Origin of the sequence: Klebsiella sp. 1SOBk10mer (genome assembly GCF_046602535.1) — a bacterium.
GTDB lineage: Bacteria > Pseudomonadota > Gammaproteobacteria > Enterobacterales > Enterobacteriaceae > Klebsiella > Klebsiella quasipneumoniae.
This window is the reverse complement of sequence record NZ_JBKIUP010000003.1, coordinates 467,504-484,633: the sequence shown is the minus strand read 5'-3', so window position 1 is coordinate 484,633 and position 17,130 is coordinate 467,504. Positions and strand designations below refer to the sequence as shown.

The following is a 17,130-nucleotide window of genomic DNA, read 5'->3' as shown; positions in this document are numbered from 1 at the left end:
CGGGAGCTGATTTTGATAATTAGACGAAAAATAGATTCACTTTTCGGGATATACGAAAAATGGGCAAGCTGGAAGATATGGCGCTGCTGGTGGCAGTCGCCGAAGCGGGGGGACTCTCCGCCGCCGGTAGACGGTTGTCGCTTTCGCCGGCCACCATGACGGCCCGCCTGAAGGCGATGGAAGAGCGTTACCAGACCCGCCTGTTCCATCGCTCCACGCGCGCTATCACCCTGACCAACGCGGGGGAAGATTTTTATCATGCCGCGCGGCGCGTACTGGAGGAGGCGCGCCACGCCGAGTCGTTGCTGACGCAAAAAGAGGGCGTCCTGAGCGGCGATATTCGCCTTTCCGCCCCCTCCGACTTTGGCCGACAATACCTTAGCCCGGCCATCGTCGACTTTACCCGCCGTCACCCGGAAGTGACCTTTTCCGTCTACTTAGGCGAGCGCGTGGAGGATCTGGTCGCCAACCGGCTGGATATGAGCATTCGCGTCGGTAATCTGCCGGACAGCAGCCTGGCCATCCGCCACATCCGTCCTAACCACCGGGTGCTGGTGGCCTCGACGGCTTACCTTGCCGCCCGTGGAACGCCGGCTTCGCCCGAGGCGCTGCATCATCACCGCTGCCTGGCGCTGGAGCGGCACGGTGTGGTGATGAACGAGTGGCGCTTTGAGGAGGCGGGAAAAGAGCAGATCATCCGGGTGACGCCGGCGATGGTCTGCGACGATGGGGCGCTGCTGCGGCAGTGGGCGCTCAGCGGGTCGGGGATCGCCGGTAAATCATGGTGGGATGTGAAGAGGGATGTCGAGGAGGGGCGGCTTCAGGTGCTGTTTGCCGATCGCTTCACCGGATTTAGCCCCTTAGACCGCAAGGAGGTTGGGCTGCAGTTTGTCTTTCCCCAGCGAAAGCTGCAACCGCCGCAGGTGTCGGCGTTTATGGCGTTTTTTATCGACTGGCTGGAGAAGTGACGGGTAGGGCGGTTCGCCATGCTCAGGAGCGCAAAGGATGGCCCCCGGGTGTTAGACCAGCCTATAGAGTCTTGATCTCAAATATGATTAGATAGCTTTCACTTAAAACCAGTCAGTGGCTGCCATGAATCTCAGGGAAAAAATCATTAATGAATTCGGCGGGTTGTCGCCCGAGCTGCAACGCGCCGCCGAGTTCTCACTGCAAAATGCCAGTCAGCTGGTGGTGTTATCAATGCGTGCCTTCGCGGCGGAAGCCGGGGTAAAACCGGCGACGCTGCTGCGTCTGGCGCAGCGGCTGGGCTACCGCGGCTGGAGCGAGCTGAAAAGTGATTTCATTGACGATCTGGGGCTGCGCAATGATACATACGTATCAAAAGCGGAAAAAATGATGGCCCGCGGGACGCAAACGCAGCTGTATAAAGAGGTTTTTCAGGCGCATCAGGCGAATCTGACCTTTACGCAAAATGAAAATGCCCAGGAGATGGAGCAGGCGGTGACCTTGCTCGATAGCGCGGAGAATGTCTATATCTGCGGATTCCGCGCCAGCTTTCCGATCGCGTGGTCGCTGTTCTATGTCTATCGACTGTTTAACCGCCAGGTGTCATTGATCGATGGCCTGGCCAGCAATATCGAAGTTTTTACCCGCGAACTAACCGCCCGGGACTGCGTCTTACTCACCAGCTTTGCTCCCTATTCACGCGAATCACTGGATGTTTTACAGGCAGCCCGGCAGGCCGGGGCGAAGATCCTCGCCATTACCGACTCGCCGGTTTCCCCCTTAGCGCAGGCGGCAGACTGCACGCTGCTGTTCTCCATCGACAGTCCGTCATTTTTCCCTTCCGTGGTCTCCGGCATGGGCCTGGCGGAGTGCCTGCTGGCGATGCTGGTGGTGCGCCACGGTCGGGAGGCGGTGAGTAAAATTGAAAATGCCGAACGCTATCTTATTGAGTCTGGCGCCTACGTGATCCCCGGTAAGTCCTGATAAATGATTCAAATGTATCAATTATAAGAATAAAGGATGCATTTATATCTTTAATTCGTTGACGTGATCCAAATGGATCCTGCAAGATACGCTCAATTCATGTAGCGGATTCAGGAGCAGAACCCAGTATGAGTCATGTCATTCACCGCAGCCTGCGTAGCACGCCGATGGTGGCTTCACGTGCGCAAGGGGCCTATATCTTTGATGCCCAGGGAAAACAGTATCTTGATGCCTGCGGCGGGGCGGCGGTTTCCTGCCTCGGACACGCGCATCCTGATGTGCTGGCGGCGATGCACCGCCAGATCGATCGGCTGGCCTATGCGCATACCAGCTTTTTCACCAGCGATGCCGTCGAGCAGCTTGCCGAACATCTCACCCGCACGGCGCCCGGCGAGCTTAACTACGCCTACTTTGTCTCGGGCGGTTCTGAGGCGGTAGAGACAGCGCTGAAGATGGCGCGGCAGTACTTTGTGGAGATCGGCCAGCCATCGCGCACCCGCTTTATCGCCCGTAAACAGAGCTATCACGGCAATACGCTGGGCGCGCTGGCGGTGGGGGGGAACGAATGGCGCCGTCGTCAGTTTGCTCCCTTATTAATGGATGTTATCCGCGTCTCCGCCTGCAATGAGTACCGCGATCGCCGGGCTGACGAGACCCAACAGCAATATACCGAGCGCCTGCTTAATGAGCTGGAGCAAGCCATCCTTGAGGCCGGCCCGGAAACGATCATCGGTTTCTGTGCCGAAACCGTGGTGGGGGCGACGACGGGAGCCACGCCGCCGACGCCGGGCTATCTGCAAGGGGTCCGCCGCCTGTGCGACAAATACGGCATCCTGTACATCGCGGATGAGGTGATGTGCGGTATGGGGCGGACCGGGACGCTGCATGCGTTTGAACAGGATGACGTGGTGCCCGATTTAGTGACCATCGCCAAAGGACTCGGCGGAGGCTATCAGCCGATTGGGGCGGTGCTGGCGAGTGAGACTATCGTCTCCGCGCTAAAGGCGGGCAGCGGGTTGTTCCAGCATGGTCACACTTACATTTGTCATGCCACCGCCGCGTCGGCAGCCCTGGCGGTGCAGCAAGTGATCGCGCGGGATAATTTGCTGGACGCCGTCAAACAGCAGGGCGCCTATCTGCACAAGGCGCTGCGCGAGGTGCTGGGGGAGTTACCGCATGTCGGTGATACGCGCGGACGCGGCCTGTTTGCGGGGGTCGAGCTGGTGCGTGATAAAGACGACAAAACGCCGTTCGATCCTTCCCTGAAGCTGCACGCTGCGATCAAAGCAAACTGCATGGCGCGTGGACTGATGGTCTATCCCATGGGCGGCACCATCGATGGCCAGTCTGGCGACCACATTCTGATTGCACCGCCGTTTATCATCACCCCGGCGCAGCTCGATTTTGTGGTCGATACCCTGAACTGCGTGATCCGTGAAGAGACGGGGAAATTATGAGCAATCGTTTACCGCCCCTGGCGGAACAGGAATGGGACGTTCAGCAGCGTCAGTTAGCGGAAGAGATTATCAACGGACCGCGCGGCGCCTTGCTGCCGCCCTTTGAACCGCTGCTGAGGAGCCCCGAGCTGATGGCCCATGCCCAGCGTATGGGGGAGTACCTGCGCTATCGCAGCGCGCTGGGCCAGCGTCTTTCTGAACTGGCGATTTTGCTGACCGCGCGGCACTGGTCGCAGCCGGTTGAGTGGGCGATCCATGCGCCGATAGCACGCGAGAAGGGGATTGCTGCCGCGGCGGTGCAGGCGATTAAGGAAAGGCGCCGGCCCGTGGATCTCCGGCCCGATGAGCAGACGGTCTATGACTTCTGTCAGCAGCTGCATCAACAGCAAAAGGTCAGCGATGAGACCTGGCAACAAGCCATTGAGTTATGGGGCGAGAAGGGCGTGGTGGATCTGATTGGAATAAACGGTTATTACAGTTTTCTCTCCATGGTGATGAACAGCGCCCAGACGCCAGCACCGGCTACCTCTGACTCTCTGTTTTCTGCATAAGTTATCGTTTTATTCGGGCGCATAAAACTGCGCCCGGTATATCAGCTCTTGTTATTGGTTCTTCCGGCGAGATATTTCGCAGGGTGACGTTCGTTGTAGGCTATTTCACTGACGCTGAGGGTAATTATGAGTGGATTATTTAAGAAATTAAAGCTGACGCTGGCATTAGTTATTTGTTCAGCCAGTTTTGTTACAGCAGCAGAAGATAAAATAACGGTGGGTGTCGATACTGCCTTTGTTCCATTTGAATTTAAACAAGGCGATAAATATGTCGGCTTTGATATCGATCTGTGGGACGCGATTGCGAAGAAAATGCATATCAGCTACGAATTAAGGCCGATGGATTTCGGCGGCCTGATCCCCGGTCTGCAGTCGCGTAATCTGGACGTGGCGATGGCGGGAATAACGATTACCGATGCGCGCAAGCAGGTCGTGGACTTCAGCGAAGGATATTATAATGCCGACCTGTTAATAGCCGTGAAAAGTAATGATAATTCCATTGTTAAATTCAGTGATTTGACCGGGAAAAAAGTTGGCCTTAAGCAGGGGACGGCGGCGGCCAGCTTTATGAAAAGCAAATATAAAGCGAATTATATCGAGTTCCCGAATATCGATAACGCTTACCTTGACCTGCAGGCCGGTAATCTCGATGCCGTCGTTCATGATTCGCCGAATGTACTTTACTACGTGAAGACGGCGGGTAATGGCAAGGTCAAATCCACTGGTGAGACGGACAGCATTCTGCCACAGCAGTATGGCTTTGCGATGCAGAAAAACAGCAGCCTGACGCCAAAAGTCAACCAGGCCCTGCAGGCCCTGCGCGCCGATGGTACCTACGACAAGATTTACGTAAAGTGGTTTGCTAAACAGCCGAAATAACCCTGCCAGGTCGGAGCGATCCGACCTCATATTTTCTTTACGGGTAGAAGCATGAATTTTGACAGTCGCTATATTTGGGATGCATTGCCGCTGCTGATGCAAGGCTTGCAGCTGACGCTGATTATTTCGTTATCAGGTTTGTTAGGTGGATTAATCATTGGCTTGCTGGCCGGGACCTGCCGCGCATTAGGCGGGGCAATATCCAAAACGGTATCGCTGGTGTTTGTGGAATTAATCCGCGGGACGCCAATTATGGTGCAGGTGATGTTTATCTACTTCGCCCTGCCGATGGTGTTGCCGGTGCGTATTGACCCGGTTCCTGCCGCCATTATCACCATTGTGATTAACTCCGGGGCTTATATAGCGGAGATCACCCGGGGCGCGATTCTGTCGATCAATAAAGGATTTAAAGAAGCCAGCCTCGCGATGGGATTATCGCCGCGCAGCACCCTGTGGCATGTCATTATGCCGCTGGCTTTTCGGCGGATGATCCCGGCATTAGGCAATCAATGGATTATCAGTATTAAAGATACGTCGCTGTTTATTGTGATTGGCGTGGCAGAATTAACCCGTCAGGGACAAGAGATTATTGCCGGCAACTTTCGGGCGCTGGAGGTGTGGACGGCGGTGGCGATGATTTATCTGTTTTTGACATTGTGCCTGAGCTTCCTGCTAAAACAAGTTGAGAAAAGGATCCATATTTTATGAGCATGGTTGAATTTAGCGCGGTGGCGAAAAACTTCGGCGCCACTCAGGTGCTGCACGATATCAATTTAAAGATTGAAGCGGGCGAGGTGGTGGTGATCATCGGTCCTTCCGGCTCGGGAAAATCGACCCTGCTGCGTTGTATTAACAAGCTGGAAGAGATCTCCTCCGGCACGCTGCTGGTGGCGGGCATGCATATTACGGATCCGCACGCGAATGAGTGTGATATTCGCCGCGAAGCCGGTATGGTGTTTCAACAGTTTCATTTGTTCCCGCATCTGACCGCCCTGGAGAATGTCATGTTCGGTCCGCTTCGCGTGCGCAAGCAGAGCAAGGCCACAGCGCGGGAGCAGGCGCTGGCGTTGCTGGATCGCGTGGGGCTGCGTGAACGCGCTAACCACTATCCTGCCGAGCTCTCGGGCGGTCAGCAGCAGCGTGTGGCGATAGCTCGCGCCCTGGCGGTGAAACCCAAAATGATGTTATTTGATGAGCCAACATCCGCCCTCGATCCTGAACTGCGGCATGAGGTGTTAAAGGTCATGCGCTCGCTGGCCGACGAGGGCATGACGATGGTGATTGTGACCCATGAGATTGGCTTTGCCAGAGAGGTGGCTTCCCGGTTGATTTTTATTGATGGCGGCACTATTGCCGAAGATGGTTCACCTGAGCCGCTGCTCACGGCCAGCAGCAATCCGCGTCTGCAAGAGTTTTTGCAACACGTATCCTGAACATAAGTGAATAATGACAATATGAAAACAATCGCAATCCGAGGTTCCGCTTTTGCGGTCGGTCAGCAGCTTGGCGCGTTTGGTCGTGAGGCCTGGCAGACAAAAATCAGGCAAACGGCGCTGTGGCAAACGGTGGCCGCCCTGAAAACGACGGAACAGACCCAGCGCATGCGCGCAGCCGTGCAGGCTCAGTTCCCGCTGATCTGGCAGGAGCTGGAGGGCATGGCGGAGGGGCTGCAGGCGCCGGTGGATGAGGTGTTCGCCTGGAACTGTCGCGGCGATCTGGTGCGTTCGACGTCGGATGGCTGCACCACCCTGGCGGGGAGAAGCGCAGAGGGCGAGTTGATCATTGCGCACAATGAAGACGGCTTCCCGCAGCTGCGTGAAGACTGCGCCATCGTCAGCATAACCCCGGACGTGGGCCTCGCCTTTACCAGCTTCGCCTATCCCGGCTCCCTGTGCGGACATACCTTCGCAGTGAATGAGAAGGGGATAGTCAATACGGTCAACAATATTCGCGCCGTGCATCGTCCGGACGGGATGCCGCGCCAGATTCTGGCCCGCGCCTCACTGAACGCCACCACCTTAGAGGAAGCCGTCACTCTGCTGAGCGCCACGCCGCGCGCGGGCGCGTTTCACCACACCCTGGGCCAGATGGGCGATAGCCGTCTGTTTAGCGTGGAAGCCACCGGCTCCGGCAGCTCGGTGCTCGCGTTGTCCGCCACCAGCGGGCATGCCAACCATCTGATCCATCCCCAGCTTGCGGTCATTGAACAGATCGTGACCGGCAGCTCCGGCTCGCGCCAGCGGCGCCTGGACGCGTGGCTGGCGACGGACCCGCCGCTGGATGGCGTGACAGCGAAAGCGATGCTCTCCGACCAGCAGGATCCGTTGTTACCGATTTACCGGCTGTCTCCCGACGATCCTGATGAGGAAAATACGCTGGCGACGGCCATTTTTACCTTGAGCGCGACCCGCGTCGTGTGGCAGGTCTTCACACTGGACCGTGAAAACGCGGTTTTACAGGGCAGCGTTTAGCGGCCCGAGGGCGCTTTCAGCAGAGCGATCAGCAGCGTACTGCCCACCATGGTCCCCGCCGCCAGCCACACCATTCCCGACAGGCCAGCTGAGGCGATCAGCTGGCCGCCGACAAGCGCCCCGGTGCCGATGGCGGCATTAAAAATGGCCACGTAAATGGCTGACGCCGGCTGGGCGACCGCGCCCGCGCTGCGCAGTAGCCAGGTCTGTAAGCCGACGAACACAATCGCGATGCCGGCGCCCCACAGGGCTAACAGTAGCCCGCTAAAACAGAATGGCAGTGGCGCAAAACGGGCGGTGCCAAGGATCGCCAGCGCGCCCCCGCTCAGCAGCAGCGCAGCGAAAATCAGCCCCTTCAGATGACGATCGATGAGCTTCCCCGCGATAACGTTACCCAGCAGCCCGGAAACCCCTGACAGCAGCAGCAGGCCGGAGAGGGCGGTCGCCGGGACTCCCTGCAGATTTATCAGCAGCGGTTCAATGTAGGTGAAGGCGGCAAAGTGAGCGGTAATGATGCAGGCCGTGGCGCCATACAGGCCACCGAGCAGCGGATTGCGGAAAATATCACGATAAACGCGCAGCCTGACGGGGGCTGGGGCGGCCAGCGCGGGCAGCGTCGAGCACAGCACCGCAGCGGCGGCCAGTGACAGCAAGGCCATCGCCATAAACGCGTATCGCCAGCCCGCCAGGGTGGCGATAAAGCTCGCCAGCGGCACCCCCACTACGCTTGCCGCCGACACGCCGCCAAAAATGATCGCCGTGGCCAGCCCCAGCCGGTGCGGCGGCACCAGCTGCGCGGCGACGATGCCAATTAAGGCCCAGAAGGCGCCATGCGCCAGGGCGCCAATCATGCGGGCGCTCATCAGGGCGAACATCGAATAAGACCGGGTTGCGGCGAGGCAGGAAAGCGCGAGGATCAGCATCAGCCCGACCAGCAGCGCCTTGCGGGAAATACGCGCCGGCATCGCGCCGGAAAGCAGAGCCGCCAGGGCGCCCACCCAGCCATAGGCGGTGACGGCGAGACCCATGCCAGATTCAGTCTGGTGAAAATCCGCCGCCAGGGCGCTGAGCATGCCCACCGGCGCCAGTTCGCTGGTGACGATCGAAAAGGCGCAGATCCCGAGCGCTACGACGGCTATCCAGACGCGCGCCGGCGCCGGGTGGAGGGGTAAAGCAATCTCTTTCATATCAGGCGTATCCTTAGGAAAGGAGCGTTCCGCGCGGTACACGGACGTTCAGGTGAGGAGAGAGCAGGCGACCGGATGGCCTGGTTGTCTCCGCGAGTGGCGTGCAGTATCATCCCTGCGAAAATGATAAAAAAGAGTGGAAAATGGATAGCCGTTTTCCATAAATGGAAAATAGATGACTGCAGAATTTAACTGGGATGATGCGCGCATATTCCTCGCCATCGCCCGGGCGGGAACGCTGAGCGGCGCCGCCGACAAGCTTAACATGGGCATTGCCACGGTCTCCCGTCGGCTGGATCGGCTGGAGCAAGCGTTGAACGTTCCGCTCTTCAGCCGCCATCAGAGCGGCTATCGCCTGACCGATGATGGCGAAGCCCTGCTCGCGCGGGCCGAGGCGCTGGAATACGCAGGCCTGGCGTTTGGCGAAGCGGCGCAACTGCAGGGGCATGTCGCCGGGGTTGTCCGCCTGGCCACCTCGGATAACCTGGCCACGCATTTTATTCTGCCCTCCCTGAAAGGGCTCCTGGACCATTATCCCGAGCTGCGGGTGGAGGTGCTGAGCGGCGTGCAGCCGGTGAACCTGCACCGTCGGGATGCCGATCTGGCGATCCGCATGGTCAAGCCTGAGGCCGGGCATTTGACGTTAAAGCGACTGGGGACGGTGGGGTTTGGCGTCTATGGCGCCGCCGGCTATCTGGCCGGTGCGGACGGCCTGTCGCTGAGCGAGGCGGACTTTGTGGGGTGGCCGGAAACTCACCAGCACCTGCCGGCCGCCCAATGGATCGCGCGCACCCTGCGCGGCCGGCCGTGTAAAGTCGAAGCCAATACGCTCGTGGCCCAGGTTTCCGCGGTATCCGCGGGCCTCGGACTGGGCGTTCTGCCGCACTTTATGGCACGGGCCAGCGGCCTGCAGTGCCTGCAGCCGGAGATCGGCGCGGATCAGACTCTCTGGCTGGTGATGCATTCCGACCTGGCCGGGTCCAGACGCGTGCGGGTTATCGCCGACCATCTCATCACCCTCTTTGCGGCCCATCAAGATCGGCTGGCGATGCCCTGAAGGGGCGCGGCTTGGGCGTGTAGCGATACGACTGCCCGAGGCTGACGAGCCACGATTTTTTCCGCGCCAGCTAACAGCGATACTCGCCGCGCAATATTCGGCCCAATGCTGCTCCGCAGTCAAAAATCGTGCAGAGTGAGAGGATATCCCCGTCCGGCAAAATAATTTTGTGTTGTGGCCAGCGCCGCATTGTTGCGCTCCCCCAGAAATGCCTGTCGATGTTAGGGTGAAATGTTTATCACCACAGGAGAATGCAAATGATTGTCAGGACCTGGCACGGCTGTGTGCCATTGCAGCATGCTGAGGGGTTTGCCCGCCACCTCGAGCGGACCGGCGTGGAACACGCTCAGAGCATCGCCGGCAACAGAGGCGCCCTGGTGCGCCGGGAAAACCAGGGCGAATGGGCGCATTTCTTTCTCGCCACCTACTGGCAGGATCTCGCGGCGGTCAAAGCCTTCGCAGGCGAAGACTATCACGTCGCGGTCACCTATCCGGACGATGAAGTATTCGAACTCCTCTCCGACCCCTACGTGTTTCAGCATGAAGTTGAGGCCGTGTCGCCGCTGTAGACTGATGACCGGGCAGGTGGAAGATCGGCCAGCAACAGACGGTTGCTGGCCGCGTGAGATCGACTGACGTCACCGGTTAATTAACCCTGGACCGCTCAACTGCGCCAGCGTTTAACAGGTCGGGCTATGTCGAAACCGCCGATGCTCAGACGGCAAACGGCGTCAGGCGCATCAGAGGAAATCGTTTATTGTTACGTTAAGAGGTATCCTGCCTGTTCTGGGAAACGGCAAAGAGGATGTCATAAGATGCTGGCTTATATCACGATAGGTACCAATGATTTTCAGCGCTCAGTAGATTTTTATGACGCTATTTTTAATGTTCTTGGCTACTCACGTCTGCCTGCCTGGACAGACAGCTGGGCAATGTGGGGAGATAAAAATAATCCGGATAAGGCGTTCAGCTTTTGTATTTGCCCTCCTTTTGACGGACATTCCGCAACGGCGGGAAACGGGACAATGTTTGCATTCCAGGCTGATAACGCAGAGATTGTCAGACAGTTCCATGCCGCAGGCCTTCTTGCAGGAGGGCAAAATGAAGGCGCACCGGGCACACGCCCCGCCTATGGCCCCGACTTTTATGTGGCCTACCTGCGCGATCCTGACGGGAATAAGCTGGCATGCGTTTGTCAGCATTATTCTCCCGCAACTGATAAGTTCGTCAACCAGAAACAGGCGCTTCGCATATAGCATCTTACGGTTTTGCGCGTTTACAGCCCCTGACGTGAAATAGGGCGTTCCGGCGACAGCTGGCGCGGTCGGCTACAGGCCAGGAACCAACATCTATCTTGTATGGGCAGACAGCCACCGTTGGGTGAACGTGGAATGACTGCACACTCAGCGCTTGAGGGCGGCAACAATGGAAGCCTCCATTTTCTCCGGTGTCGTGAACGGCGCAAAACGCGTGAGGGGTGTGCCGTCGCGACCGATGAGGAACTTGGTGAAATTCCACTTGATCCGTCCGCCGAGCACGCCGGGCAACGCTTGTTTCAAATAACGAAACAGCGGGTGTGCAGCGGGGCCGTTGACGTCCACTTTCGCAAACATCGGGAAGCTCACGCCGTAGTTAACGTGACAGGTCTGCTCGATTTCATCCGCACCGCCGGGTTCCTGCTTGCCAAACTGGTTGCACGGAAAACCAAGCACCACCAGCCCCTGAGCCGCGTACTTTTTGTAGAGCGCTTCCAGGCCAGCATACTGTGACGTGAAGCCACAATGGCTGGCCGTATTCACCACCAGAACCACCTTGCCAGCATAGTCAGCCATGGAGAGAGGTTGGCCGCGCAGGCGGGTGGCGGTCAATTGATAAAAAGGGGTCATAGCAGGCTCCTGAGAGTGGAAACAGTGCAACGCTGACGATCGCGTGAATGTTTGAAGCAGATTAGGCAGTTATAATACACAGGGTTAGGGATTTGTACCTGGAATGTACAACATGGGGGAAAGAAGCATTTTGCGATGAGGCATTTGCATCTATTCTGCACAAAAAATGAGCGTATTGATTAATAGAGAAATAACAGCATTTAAAAAATAAATCAGCCAGCAGGTGACACTAACTGGCTGATTTTATTTAACTACGCTTCACTTTTAGAGGACTGCTTGTGAAACAGTTCGCGGAATACCGGGTAGATATCCTCCTGGTCGCGAATATGCTGCATGGCGAAATTATCAAAGGTCGCCTGCAGGTGTTCATACTCGCGCCACAGGGTCTGGTGCGCCCGGCGGGTAATTTCGATATAGCTGTAATAACGCACCACCGGCAGAATTTTCTTCGCCAGCAGTTCGTGGCACAGTGGGGAGTCATCGGCCCAGTTGTCGCCATCCGACGCCTGGGCGGCGTAGATGTTCCACTGCGCCGGGTCATAACGCGCCTGCACCACCTCATCCATCAGCTTGAGGGCGCTGGAAACGATGGTGCCGCCGGTTTCCTGAGAATAGAAGAATTCGTGTTCATCCACCTCTTTCGCCTGGGTATGGTGGCGGATATAGACCACATCGACGTTTTTATAGGTCCGGCTGAGGAACAAATACAGCAGGATATAAAAGCGCTTGGCCATGTCTTTGGTGGCCTGGTCCATCGAGCCTGAGACGTCCATCAGGCAGAACATTACCGCCTGGCTGGAGGGCTCCGGCCGTTTTTCGTAATTTTTGTAGCGTAAGTCAAAGGTGTCGATAAACGGCACCCGTTCAATTTTAGCCCGCAGCTCGGCAATCTCTTTGCGCAGGCGCTCCTCCTCCAGCAGCTGCACCGGCTCGCTGCGGCTGATGGTCTCCAGGTCCTCCTCCAGAGCGCGCAGTTCACGGCGCTTGCCGGCGGTCATCGCAGTCCGACGGGCCAGCGAGTTCTGCAGCGAACGCACCACGCTGATGTTGGCCGGCACCCCGTTAGAGGTAAAACCCGCGCGATGGGTTTTAAACTCGTTTAGCTGCCGGTGCTGATTTTTCTTCAGGTTCGGCAGGGCGAGATCTTCAAACAGCAGATCCAGGTACTCATCTTTTGAAATCTGGAAGACAAACTCATCCTTCCCTTCGCCATCGGCGCTGGCTTGCCCCTGACCGCCGCCACCGCCGCCGCCGCCCCCTTGCGGGCGTTCGATCCGATCGTTTTGCACGAAATGGTCATTGCCCGGGTGGACGCGGTTGCGTAGTCCGCCGCGACCCTGATGAAACATCGGCTCGTTGATATCGTCCGTCGGGATCGAGACGGATTCTCCGCTCTCAATATCGGTCACCGAGCGCTTGTTGATGGCCTCGGAGATTGATTGTTTAATCTGCGCCTTATAACGGCGCAAAAAGCGCTGACGATTGACGGCGCTTTTGTTTTTCCCGTTCAGGCGTCGGTCTATGAACCAGGTCATATGCCCTCCTGTACTGCATTAGCCAACTTTACTTATCATCATTCAGCTGCAGTTGACCCGGCGGCGCACCGCCGGGCTGGACGCATCAGGACGATTTACGAACCCGCAGGTACCACTCGCACAGCAGGCGAACCTGTTTGCGGGTGTAGCCTTTCTCCATCATGCGGTCGACAAAGTCGTCGTGTTTTTTCTGCTCATCGGTTGAGGTTTTGGCGTTAAACGAAATGACCGGCAACAGCTCTTCGGTATTGGAGAACATTTTCTTCTCAATAACCGTGCGCAGTTTCTCATAGCTGGTCCAGTTCGGATTACGTCCGCTGTTGTTGGCTCTGGCGCGCAGCACAAAGTTGACGATTTCATTACGGAAGTCTTTCGGGTTGCTGATCCCGGCCGGCTTCTCAATTTTCTCCAGCTCGGCATTCAACGATTCACGGTCAAACAGCTGCCCGGTGTCCGGATCGCGATATTCCTGATCCTGGATCCAGAAGTCAGCGTAGGTGACATAGCGATCGAAAATGTTCTGCCCATACTCGGAGTAGGATTCCAGATAGGCGGTCTGGATCTCTTTGCCGATAAACTCGGCGTATTTCGGGATCAGATAGCCTTTGAGGAACTCCAGATAGCGCTCGGCCTGCTCCTGCGGGAACTGTTCGCGCTCAATCTGCTGCTCCAGGACATAGAACAGATGCACCGGGTTGGCCGCCACTTCAACATGGTCGAAGTTAAACACCCTTGAGAGGATCTTAAAGGCGAAGCGGGTGGAGAGCCCGTTCATCCCTTCATCCACCCCGGCATAGTCGCGATACTCCTGATAGGATTTCGCTTTCGGGTCGGTATCTTTCAGGCTCTCGCCGTCATAGACCCGCATTTTCGAGTAGATACTCGAGTTTTCCGGCTCTTTCAGGCGCGACAGAATCGAGAAGCGCGCCAGCGTTTCCAGAGTGCCCGGGGCGCATGGCGCATGAGTCAACTCGCTGCTGTTGAGCAGTTTTTCATAGATACGGATCTCTTCGGAGATCCGCAGGCAATAAGGCACTTTGACGATATAGACGCGGTCGAGGAAGGCCTCATTGTTTTTGTTATTACGGAAGGTCACCCATTCCGATTCGTTAGAGTGGGCAAGGATGATCCCGTTAAACGGCAGGGCGGAGATCCCTTCGGTCCCGTTGTAGTTACCCTCCTGGGTCGCGGTCAGCAGCGGATGCAGCACCTTGATCGGCGCTTTAAACATCTCGACGAACTCCATGATCCCCTGGTTGGCGCGGCACAGCGCACCGGAGTAGCCGTAGGCGTCCGGGTCGTTCTGCGCATAGTGTTCCAGCTTGCGGATATCCACTTTACCCACCAGCGCCGAAATATCCTGGTTGTTTTCATCGCCCGGTTCGGTTTTGGCGATGGCGACCTGTTCGAGAATCGATGGCCAGACTTTGACCACGCGGAATTTCGTGATATCGCCGCCAAACTCATGCAGGCGTTTGGCCGCCCATGGCGACATAATAGTGCCGAGATAGCGGGTAGGGACGCCATACTCTTTCTGAAGGATCTGCGCATCCTCCTGGGGATTGAACAGGCACAGCGGGTGATCGTTAACCGGGCTGCGCTCGCCGTTGGCGCTCAGCACATAGATAGGCACGCGCTGCATCAGGGCTTTCAGCCGTTCAGCCAGCGATGATTTACCCCCGCCCACCGGTCCCAGCAGATAGAGGATCTGTTTCTTCTCTTCCAGCCCCTGGGCGGCATGCTTGAGGTAGGAAACGATCTGCTCAATGGCGTCTTCCATACCGTAAAACTCTTCAAACGCCGGATAGCGTGCGATAACCCGGTTTGAAAAGAGACGGGATAGCCGCGGCTCGAGAGCCGTATCAACCATGACGGGTTCACCAATGGCCATCAACAGACGTTCTGCCGCATTGGCATAGGCACTGCGATCTTGCCGGCAGATGGTAAGAAACTCCTGCAGTGTGAACTCTTCGTCCTTGGCAGCTTCATAGCGCTGGCGATAGTGATCGAATATATTCATGGCATGCCGTCCTTTCGTTTTTTAGCACAGGTTGAGAGCCGTTCATATGAATAGTGGGGGCCCCCGGAAGACATAAGCTGAACATCGCTCTCCTGGTATCCAGCAACCCTTATGCCAGGTTGCGGGTGGGGTAGCGTGAATGTGCCCTGCAATTACACCTTCTAAATTTAAGCGTAGATGCATTTAGAAATCTTGCATGACGCAGAAAATCAATTTCAATGACATATCAATAACTCATCCTGAAAAAGACGCTTTTTGCTTCGCCGGGACGTGAAGCTGTCATCGGGCTGTCACCAGATGGTAAGAGAAGGGTGGGAAAGTGAACGATTTGTGTCATATCGGGTAAAGAATTTGAGGCATGAGACCTACGACGGTAAACTGCACGGGCTGATTATTTGACAACGGGAATATGGATTGTGACTAAAATCAAACTTCTGGCACTCGGCGTGCTGATTGCGACCTCCGCCAGCGCGGCGCATGCCGATGGGAAGTTCACGCTTGGCGCTGGCGTCGGCATCGTTGAGCATCCGTACAAGCAGTATGATGCGGATGTGTATCCGGTGCCGGTCATTAGTTATGAGAGCGATAACTTCTGGTTCCACGGTCTGGGTGGGGGTTACTACCTGTGGAATGACACCAATGATAAGCTGTCGATAACGGCTTACTGGTCGCCGATGTACTTCAAGCCGGGCGACAGCGATAGCGAACAAATGCGTCGCCTGGATAAACGTAAATCAACCGTGATGGCCGGTCTTTCTTATGTCCACAACACGCCCTATGGTTTCCTGCGCACGACGATTGCCGGCGATACGCTGGATAACAGCAACGGCATCAACTGGGATCTCGCCTGGCTGTACCGCTACACCAACGGGAACCTGACGCTGACGCCGGGCATCGGCGTGGAGTGGAACAGCGACAATCAGAACGAATACTATTATGGTGTCTCGCAGCATGAGTCCCGTCGCAGCGGCATGCGCAGCTACGATCCGGACAGCAGCTGGAACCCGTATCTGGAGCTGTCGGCCAACTATCGCTTCCTCGGCGACTGGAGCGTATACGGTATTGCGCGCTACACCCGTCTGTCGGATGAAATTACCGATAGCCCGATGGTGGACAAATCCTGGAGCGGTCTGATCTCAACCGGGATCACTTACACCTTCTGATTGTGCATTATTACAGTGCGCTTTATGCATCAAAACAGGGCTTCGTGCCCTGTTTTGCTTTATGGTGGTGCAGGGCGCTAAGGAGGAGACGATGGTGAAAAAAACAGTATGCTTTGGCGAGCAGGCGGCAGTTCCGGCCATCGGGCTGGGGACCTGGTATATGGGCGAGAACGCGGCGCAGCGTCAGCAGGAGGTGGCTGCACTGCGCGCGGGCATCGACCATGGCCTGACGGTAATCGATACCGCTGAGATGTATGCCGACGGCGGGGCGGAGGAGGTGGTGGGCCAGGCGGTCCGCGGCCTGCGCGACCGGGTGGTGCTGGTCTCCAAAGTCTATCCCTGGCACGCCGGCGGCGCGGCGATGCGCCGCGCCTGTGAAAACAGTCTACGCCGGCTGCAGACCGACTATCTGGATATGTATCTCCTGCACTGGCGGGGCGATATCCCGCTAGAGGAGACGGTCGAGGCGATGGCAAGGCTGGTGGCCGAGGGTAAAATCCGCCGCTGGGGCGTCTCCAATCTGGACACCGACGATATGCAGGCGCTGTGGCGCACGGCGGGTGGCGAACGCTGCGCCACCAATCAGGTGCTCTATCATCTCGCGTCGCGGGGCATTGAATACGATCTCCTGCCCTGGTGCCAGCAGCACACCCTGCCGGTGATGGCCTATTGTCCGCTGGCCCAGGCGGGGCGCTTACGTGATGGACTTTTTCAGCATACCGATATCATCAAAATGGCTAACGAGCGGGGCGTGACGGTGGCGCAGCTGCTGCTGGCCTGGGTGATTCGTCATCCGGGAATGCTGGCGATCCCGAAAGCGGCCAGTATTGAACATGTGGTGCAGAATGCCGCCGCGCTTGATCTCGTTCTCAGCCCGCAAGAGCTTGCGCAGCTGGACCGCCTCTATCCACCGCCGCCGCGGAAAACCCGGTTGGATATGGTTTAACCCACAGCGCATCCTGGTGGAGAAGAGA

18 protein-coding genes are annotated in these 17,130 nt (G+C 57.2%); 13 read left to right on the top strand and 5 right to left on the bottom strand.

All coding sequences use genetic code 11. The features are described from left to right. Positions 1-59 precede the first annotated feature (59 nt). The 8 genes from ACLH1I_RS12280 (at position 60) to ACLH1I_RS12245 (ending at position 7,308) form a co-directional block, all read left to right on the top strand. Entirely contained in the window at positions 60-968 is a 909-nt protein-coding gene (locus tag ACLH1I_RS12280) for a LysR family transcriptional regulator (RefSeq protein WP_004203758.1), read from the top strand. 124 nt (positions 969-1,092) lie between these two features. Beyond that, on the top strand, positions 1,093-1,950 hold the full coding sequence (locus ACLH1I_RS12275; protein WP_004203760.1) for a MurR/RpiR family transcriptional regulator: 858 nt from the start codon (positions 1,093-1,095) through the stop codon (positions 1,948-1,950). A 128-nt stretch (positions 1,951-2,078) separates the two neighbouring features. Next, positions 2,079-3,407 (top strand): aspartate aminotransferase family protein, encoded by a 1,329-nt coding sequence (locus ACLH1I_RS12270; protein ID WP_064794770.1) that lies wholly within the window; start codon positions 2,079-2,081, stop codon positions 3,405-3,407. Beyond that, positions 3,404-3,958 carry a carboxymuconolactone decarboxylase family protein gene (locus ACLH1I_RS12265; protein ID WP_023317981.1) on the top strand — a complete coding sequence of 185 codons (555 nt, stop codon included), beginning with the start codon at positions 3,404-3,406 and terminating at the stop codon, positions 3,956-3,958. The genes ACLH1I_RS12270 and ACLH1I_RS12265 overlap by 4 nt, the downstream gene beginning before the upstream one ends. A 126-nt stretch (positions 3,959-4,084) precedes the next feature. After that, positions 4,085-4,837, top strand: a complete 753-nt coding sequence (gene glnH / locus ACLH1I_RS12260; protein WP_048294509.1) for a glutamine ABC transporter substrate-binding protein GlnH — start codon at positions 4,085-4,087, stop codon at positions 4,835-4,837. Positions 4,838-4,888: 51 nt separating this feature from the next. Beyond that, positions 4,889-5,545: a glutamine ABC transporter permease GlnP gene (gene glnP, locus ACLH1I_RS12255; RefSeq protein WP_062913803.1), complete on the top strand. Its 657-nt coding sequence runs from the start codon at positions 4,889-4,891 to the stop codon at positions 5,543-5,545. 2 nt (positions 5,546-5,547) lie between these two features. After that, the gene (gene glnQ, locus ACLH1I_RS12250) at positions 5,548-6,270 is read left to right on the top strand and encodes a glutamine ABC transporter ATP-binding protein GlnQ (protein WP_064794861.1); all 723 of its coding nucleotides are present in this window, start codon (positions 5,548-5,550) and stop codon (positions 6,268-6,270) included. Positions 6,271-6,291: 21 nt separating this feature from the next. Next, complete coding sequence (locus ACLH1I_RS12245) at positions 6,292-7,308, top strand: acyl-CoA--6-aminopenicillanic acid acyl-transferase (protein ID WP_048295789.1); 1,017 nt, start codon at positions 6,292-6,294, stop codon at positions 7,306-7,308. Here ACLH1I_RS12245 and ACLH1I_RS12240 read toward each other — a convergent pair. Next, complete coding sequence (locus tag ACLH1I_RS12240) at positions 7,305-8,495, bottom strand: MFS transporter (RefSeq protein ID WP_048294510.1); 1,191 nt, start codon at positions 8,493-8,495, stop codon at positions 7,305-7,307. The genes ACLH1I_RS12245 and ACLH1I_RS12240 overlap by 4 nt on opposite strands. A 175-nt stretch (positions 8,496-8,670) precedes the next feature. Between ACLH1I_RS12240 and ACLH1I_RS12235 the strand changes: the two genes are divergently transcribed. Further along, complete coding sequence (locus tag ACLH1I_RS12235; protein WP_004203772.1) at positions 8,671-9,552, top strand: LysR family transcriptional regulator; 882 nt, start codon at positions 8,671-8,673, stop codon at positions 9,550-9,552. 70 nt (positions 9,553-9,622) lie between these two features. Here the strand turns inward: ACLH1I_RS12235 and ACLH1I_RS12230 are convergent, their stop codons facing one another. Next, positions 9,623-9,742, bottom strand: coding sequence for a hypothetical protein (locus tag ACLH1I_RS12230; RefSeq protein ID WP_032425956.1), 120 nt, complete (start codon positions 9,740-9,742; stop codon positions 9,623-9,625). 67 nt (positions 9,743-9,809) lie between these two features. Between ACLH1I_RS12230 and ACLH1I_RS12225 the strand changes: the two genes are divergently transcribed. Beyond that, complete coding sequence (locus ACLH1I_RS12225) at positions 9,810-10,121, top strand: hypothetical protein (RefSeq protein ID WP_004203773.1); 312 nt, start codon at positions 9,810-9,812, stop codon at positions 10,119-10,121. Positions 10,122-10,367: 246 nt separating this feature from the next. Continuing rightward, on the top strand, positions 10,368-10,808 hold the full coding sequence (locus ACLH1I_RS12220) for a VOC family protein (protein WP_004203774.1): 441 nt from the start codon (positions 10,368-10,370) through the stop codon (positions 10,806-10,808). A 147-nt stretch (positions 10,809-10,955) separates the two neighbouring features. Here ACLH1I_RS12220 and ACLH1I_RS12215 read toward each other — a convergent pair whose 3' ends face one another. The 3 genes from ACLH1I_RS12215 to yeaG all read right to left on the bottom strand — a co-directional run bounded on the left by ACLH1I_RS12215 (position 10,956) and on the right by yeaG (position 14,993). After that, entirely contained in the window at positions 10,956-11,438 is a 483-nt protein-coding gene (locus tag ACLH1I_RS12215; protein ID WP_004203776.1) for a glutathione peroxidase, read from the bottom strand. Between the two features lie 251 nt (positions 11,439-11,689). Then, a complete protein-coding gene (locus ACLH1I_RS12210; protein ID WP_012968476.1) occupies positions 11,690-12,973 on the bottom strand; it encodes a YeaH/YhbH family protein in 1,284 nt (427 codons plus the stop codon). Between the two features lie 85 nt (positions 12,974-13,058). Further along, positions 13,059-14,993 carry a protein kinase YeaG gene (yeaG, locus tag ACLH1I_RS12205; RefSeq protein WP_004203779.1) on the bottom strand — a complete coding sequence of 645 codons (1,935 nt, stop codon included), beginning with the start codon at positions 14,991-14,993 and terminating at the stop codon, positions 13,059-13,061. 416 nt (positions 14,994-15,409) lie between these two features. Between yeaG and ACLH1I_RS12200 the strand changes: the two genes are divergently transcribed. Both ACLH1I_RS12200 and ACLH1I_RS12195 read left to right on the top strand, forming a co-directional pair. Then, positions 15,410-16,156 carry a MipA/OmpV family protein gene (locus ACLH1I_RS12200; protein ID WP_004203780.1) on the top strand — a complete coding sequence of 249 codons (747 nt, stop codon included), beginning with the start codon at positions 15,410-15,412 and terminating at the stop codon, positions 16,154-16,156. 91 nt (positions 16,157-16,247) lie between these two features. Beyond that, positions 16,248-17,102, top strand: a complete 855-nt coding sequence (locus tag ACLH1I_RS12195) for an aldo/keto reductase (protein ID WP_025999078.1) — start codon at positions 16,248-16,250, stop codon at positions 17,100-17,102. Positions 17,103-17,130 lie beyond the last annotated feature (28 nt).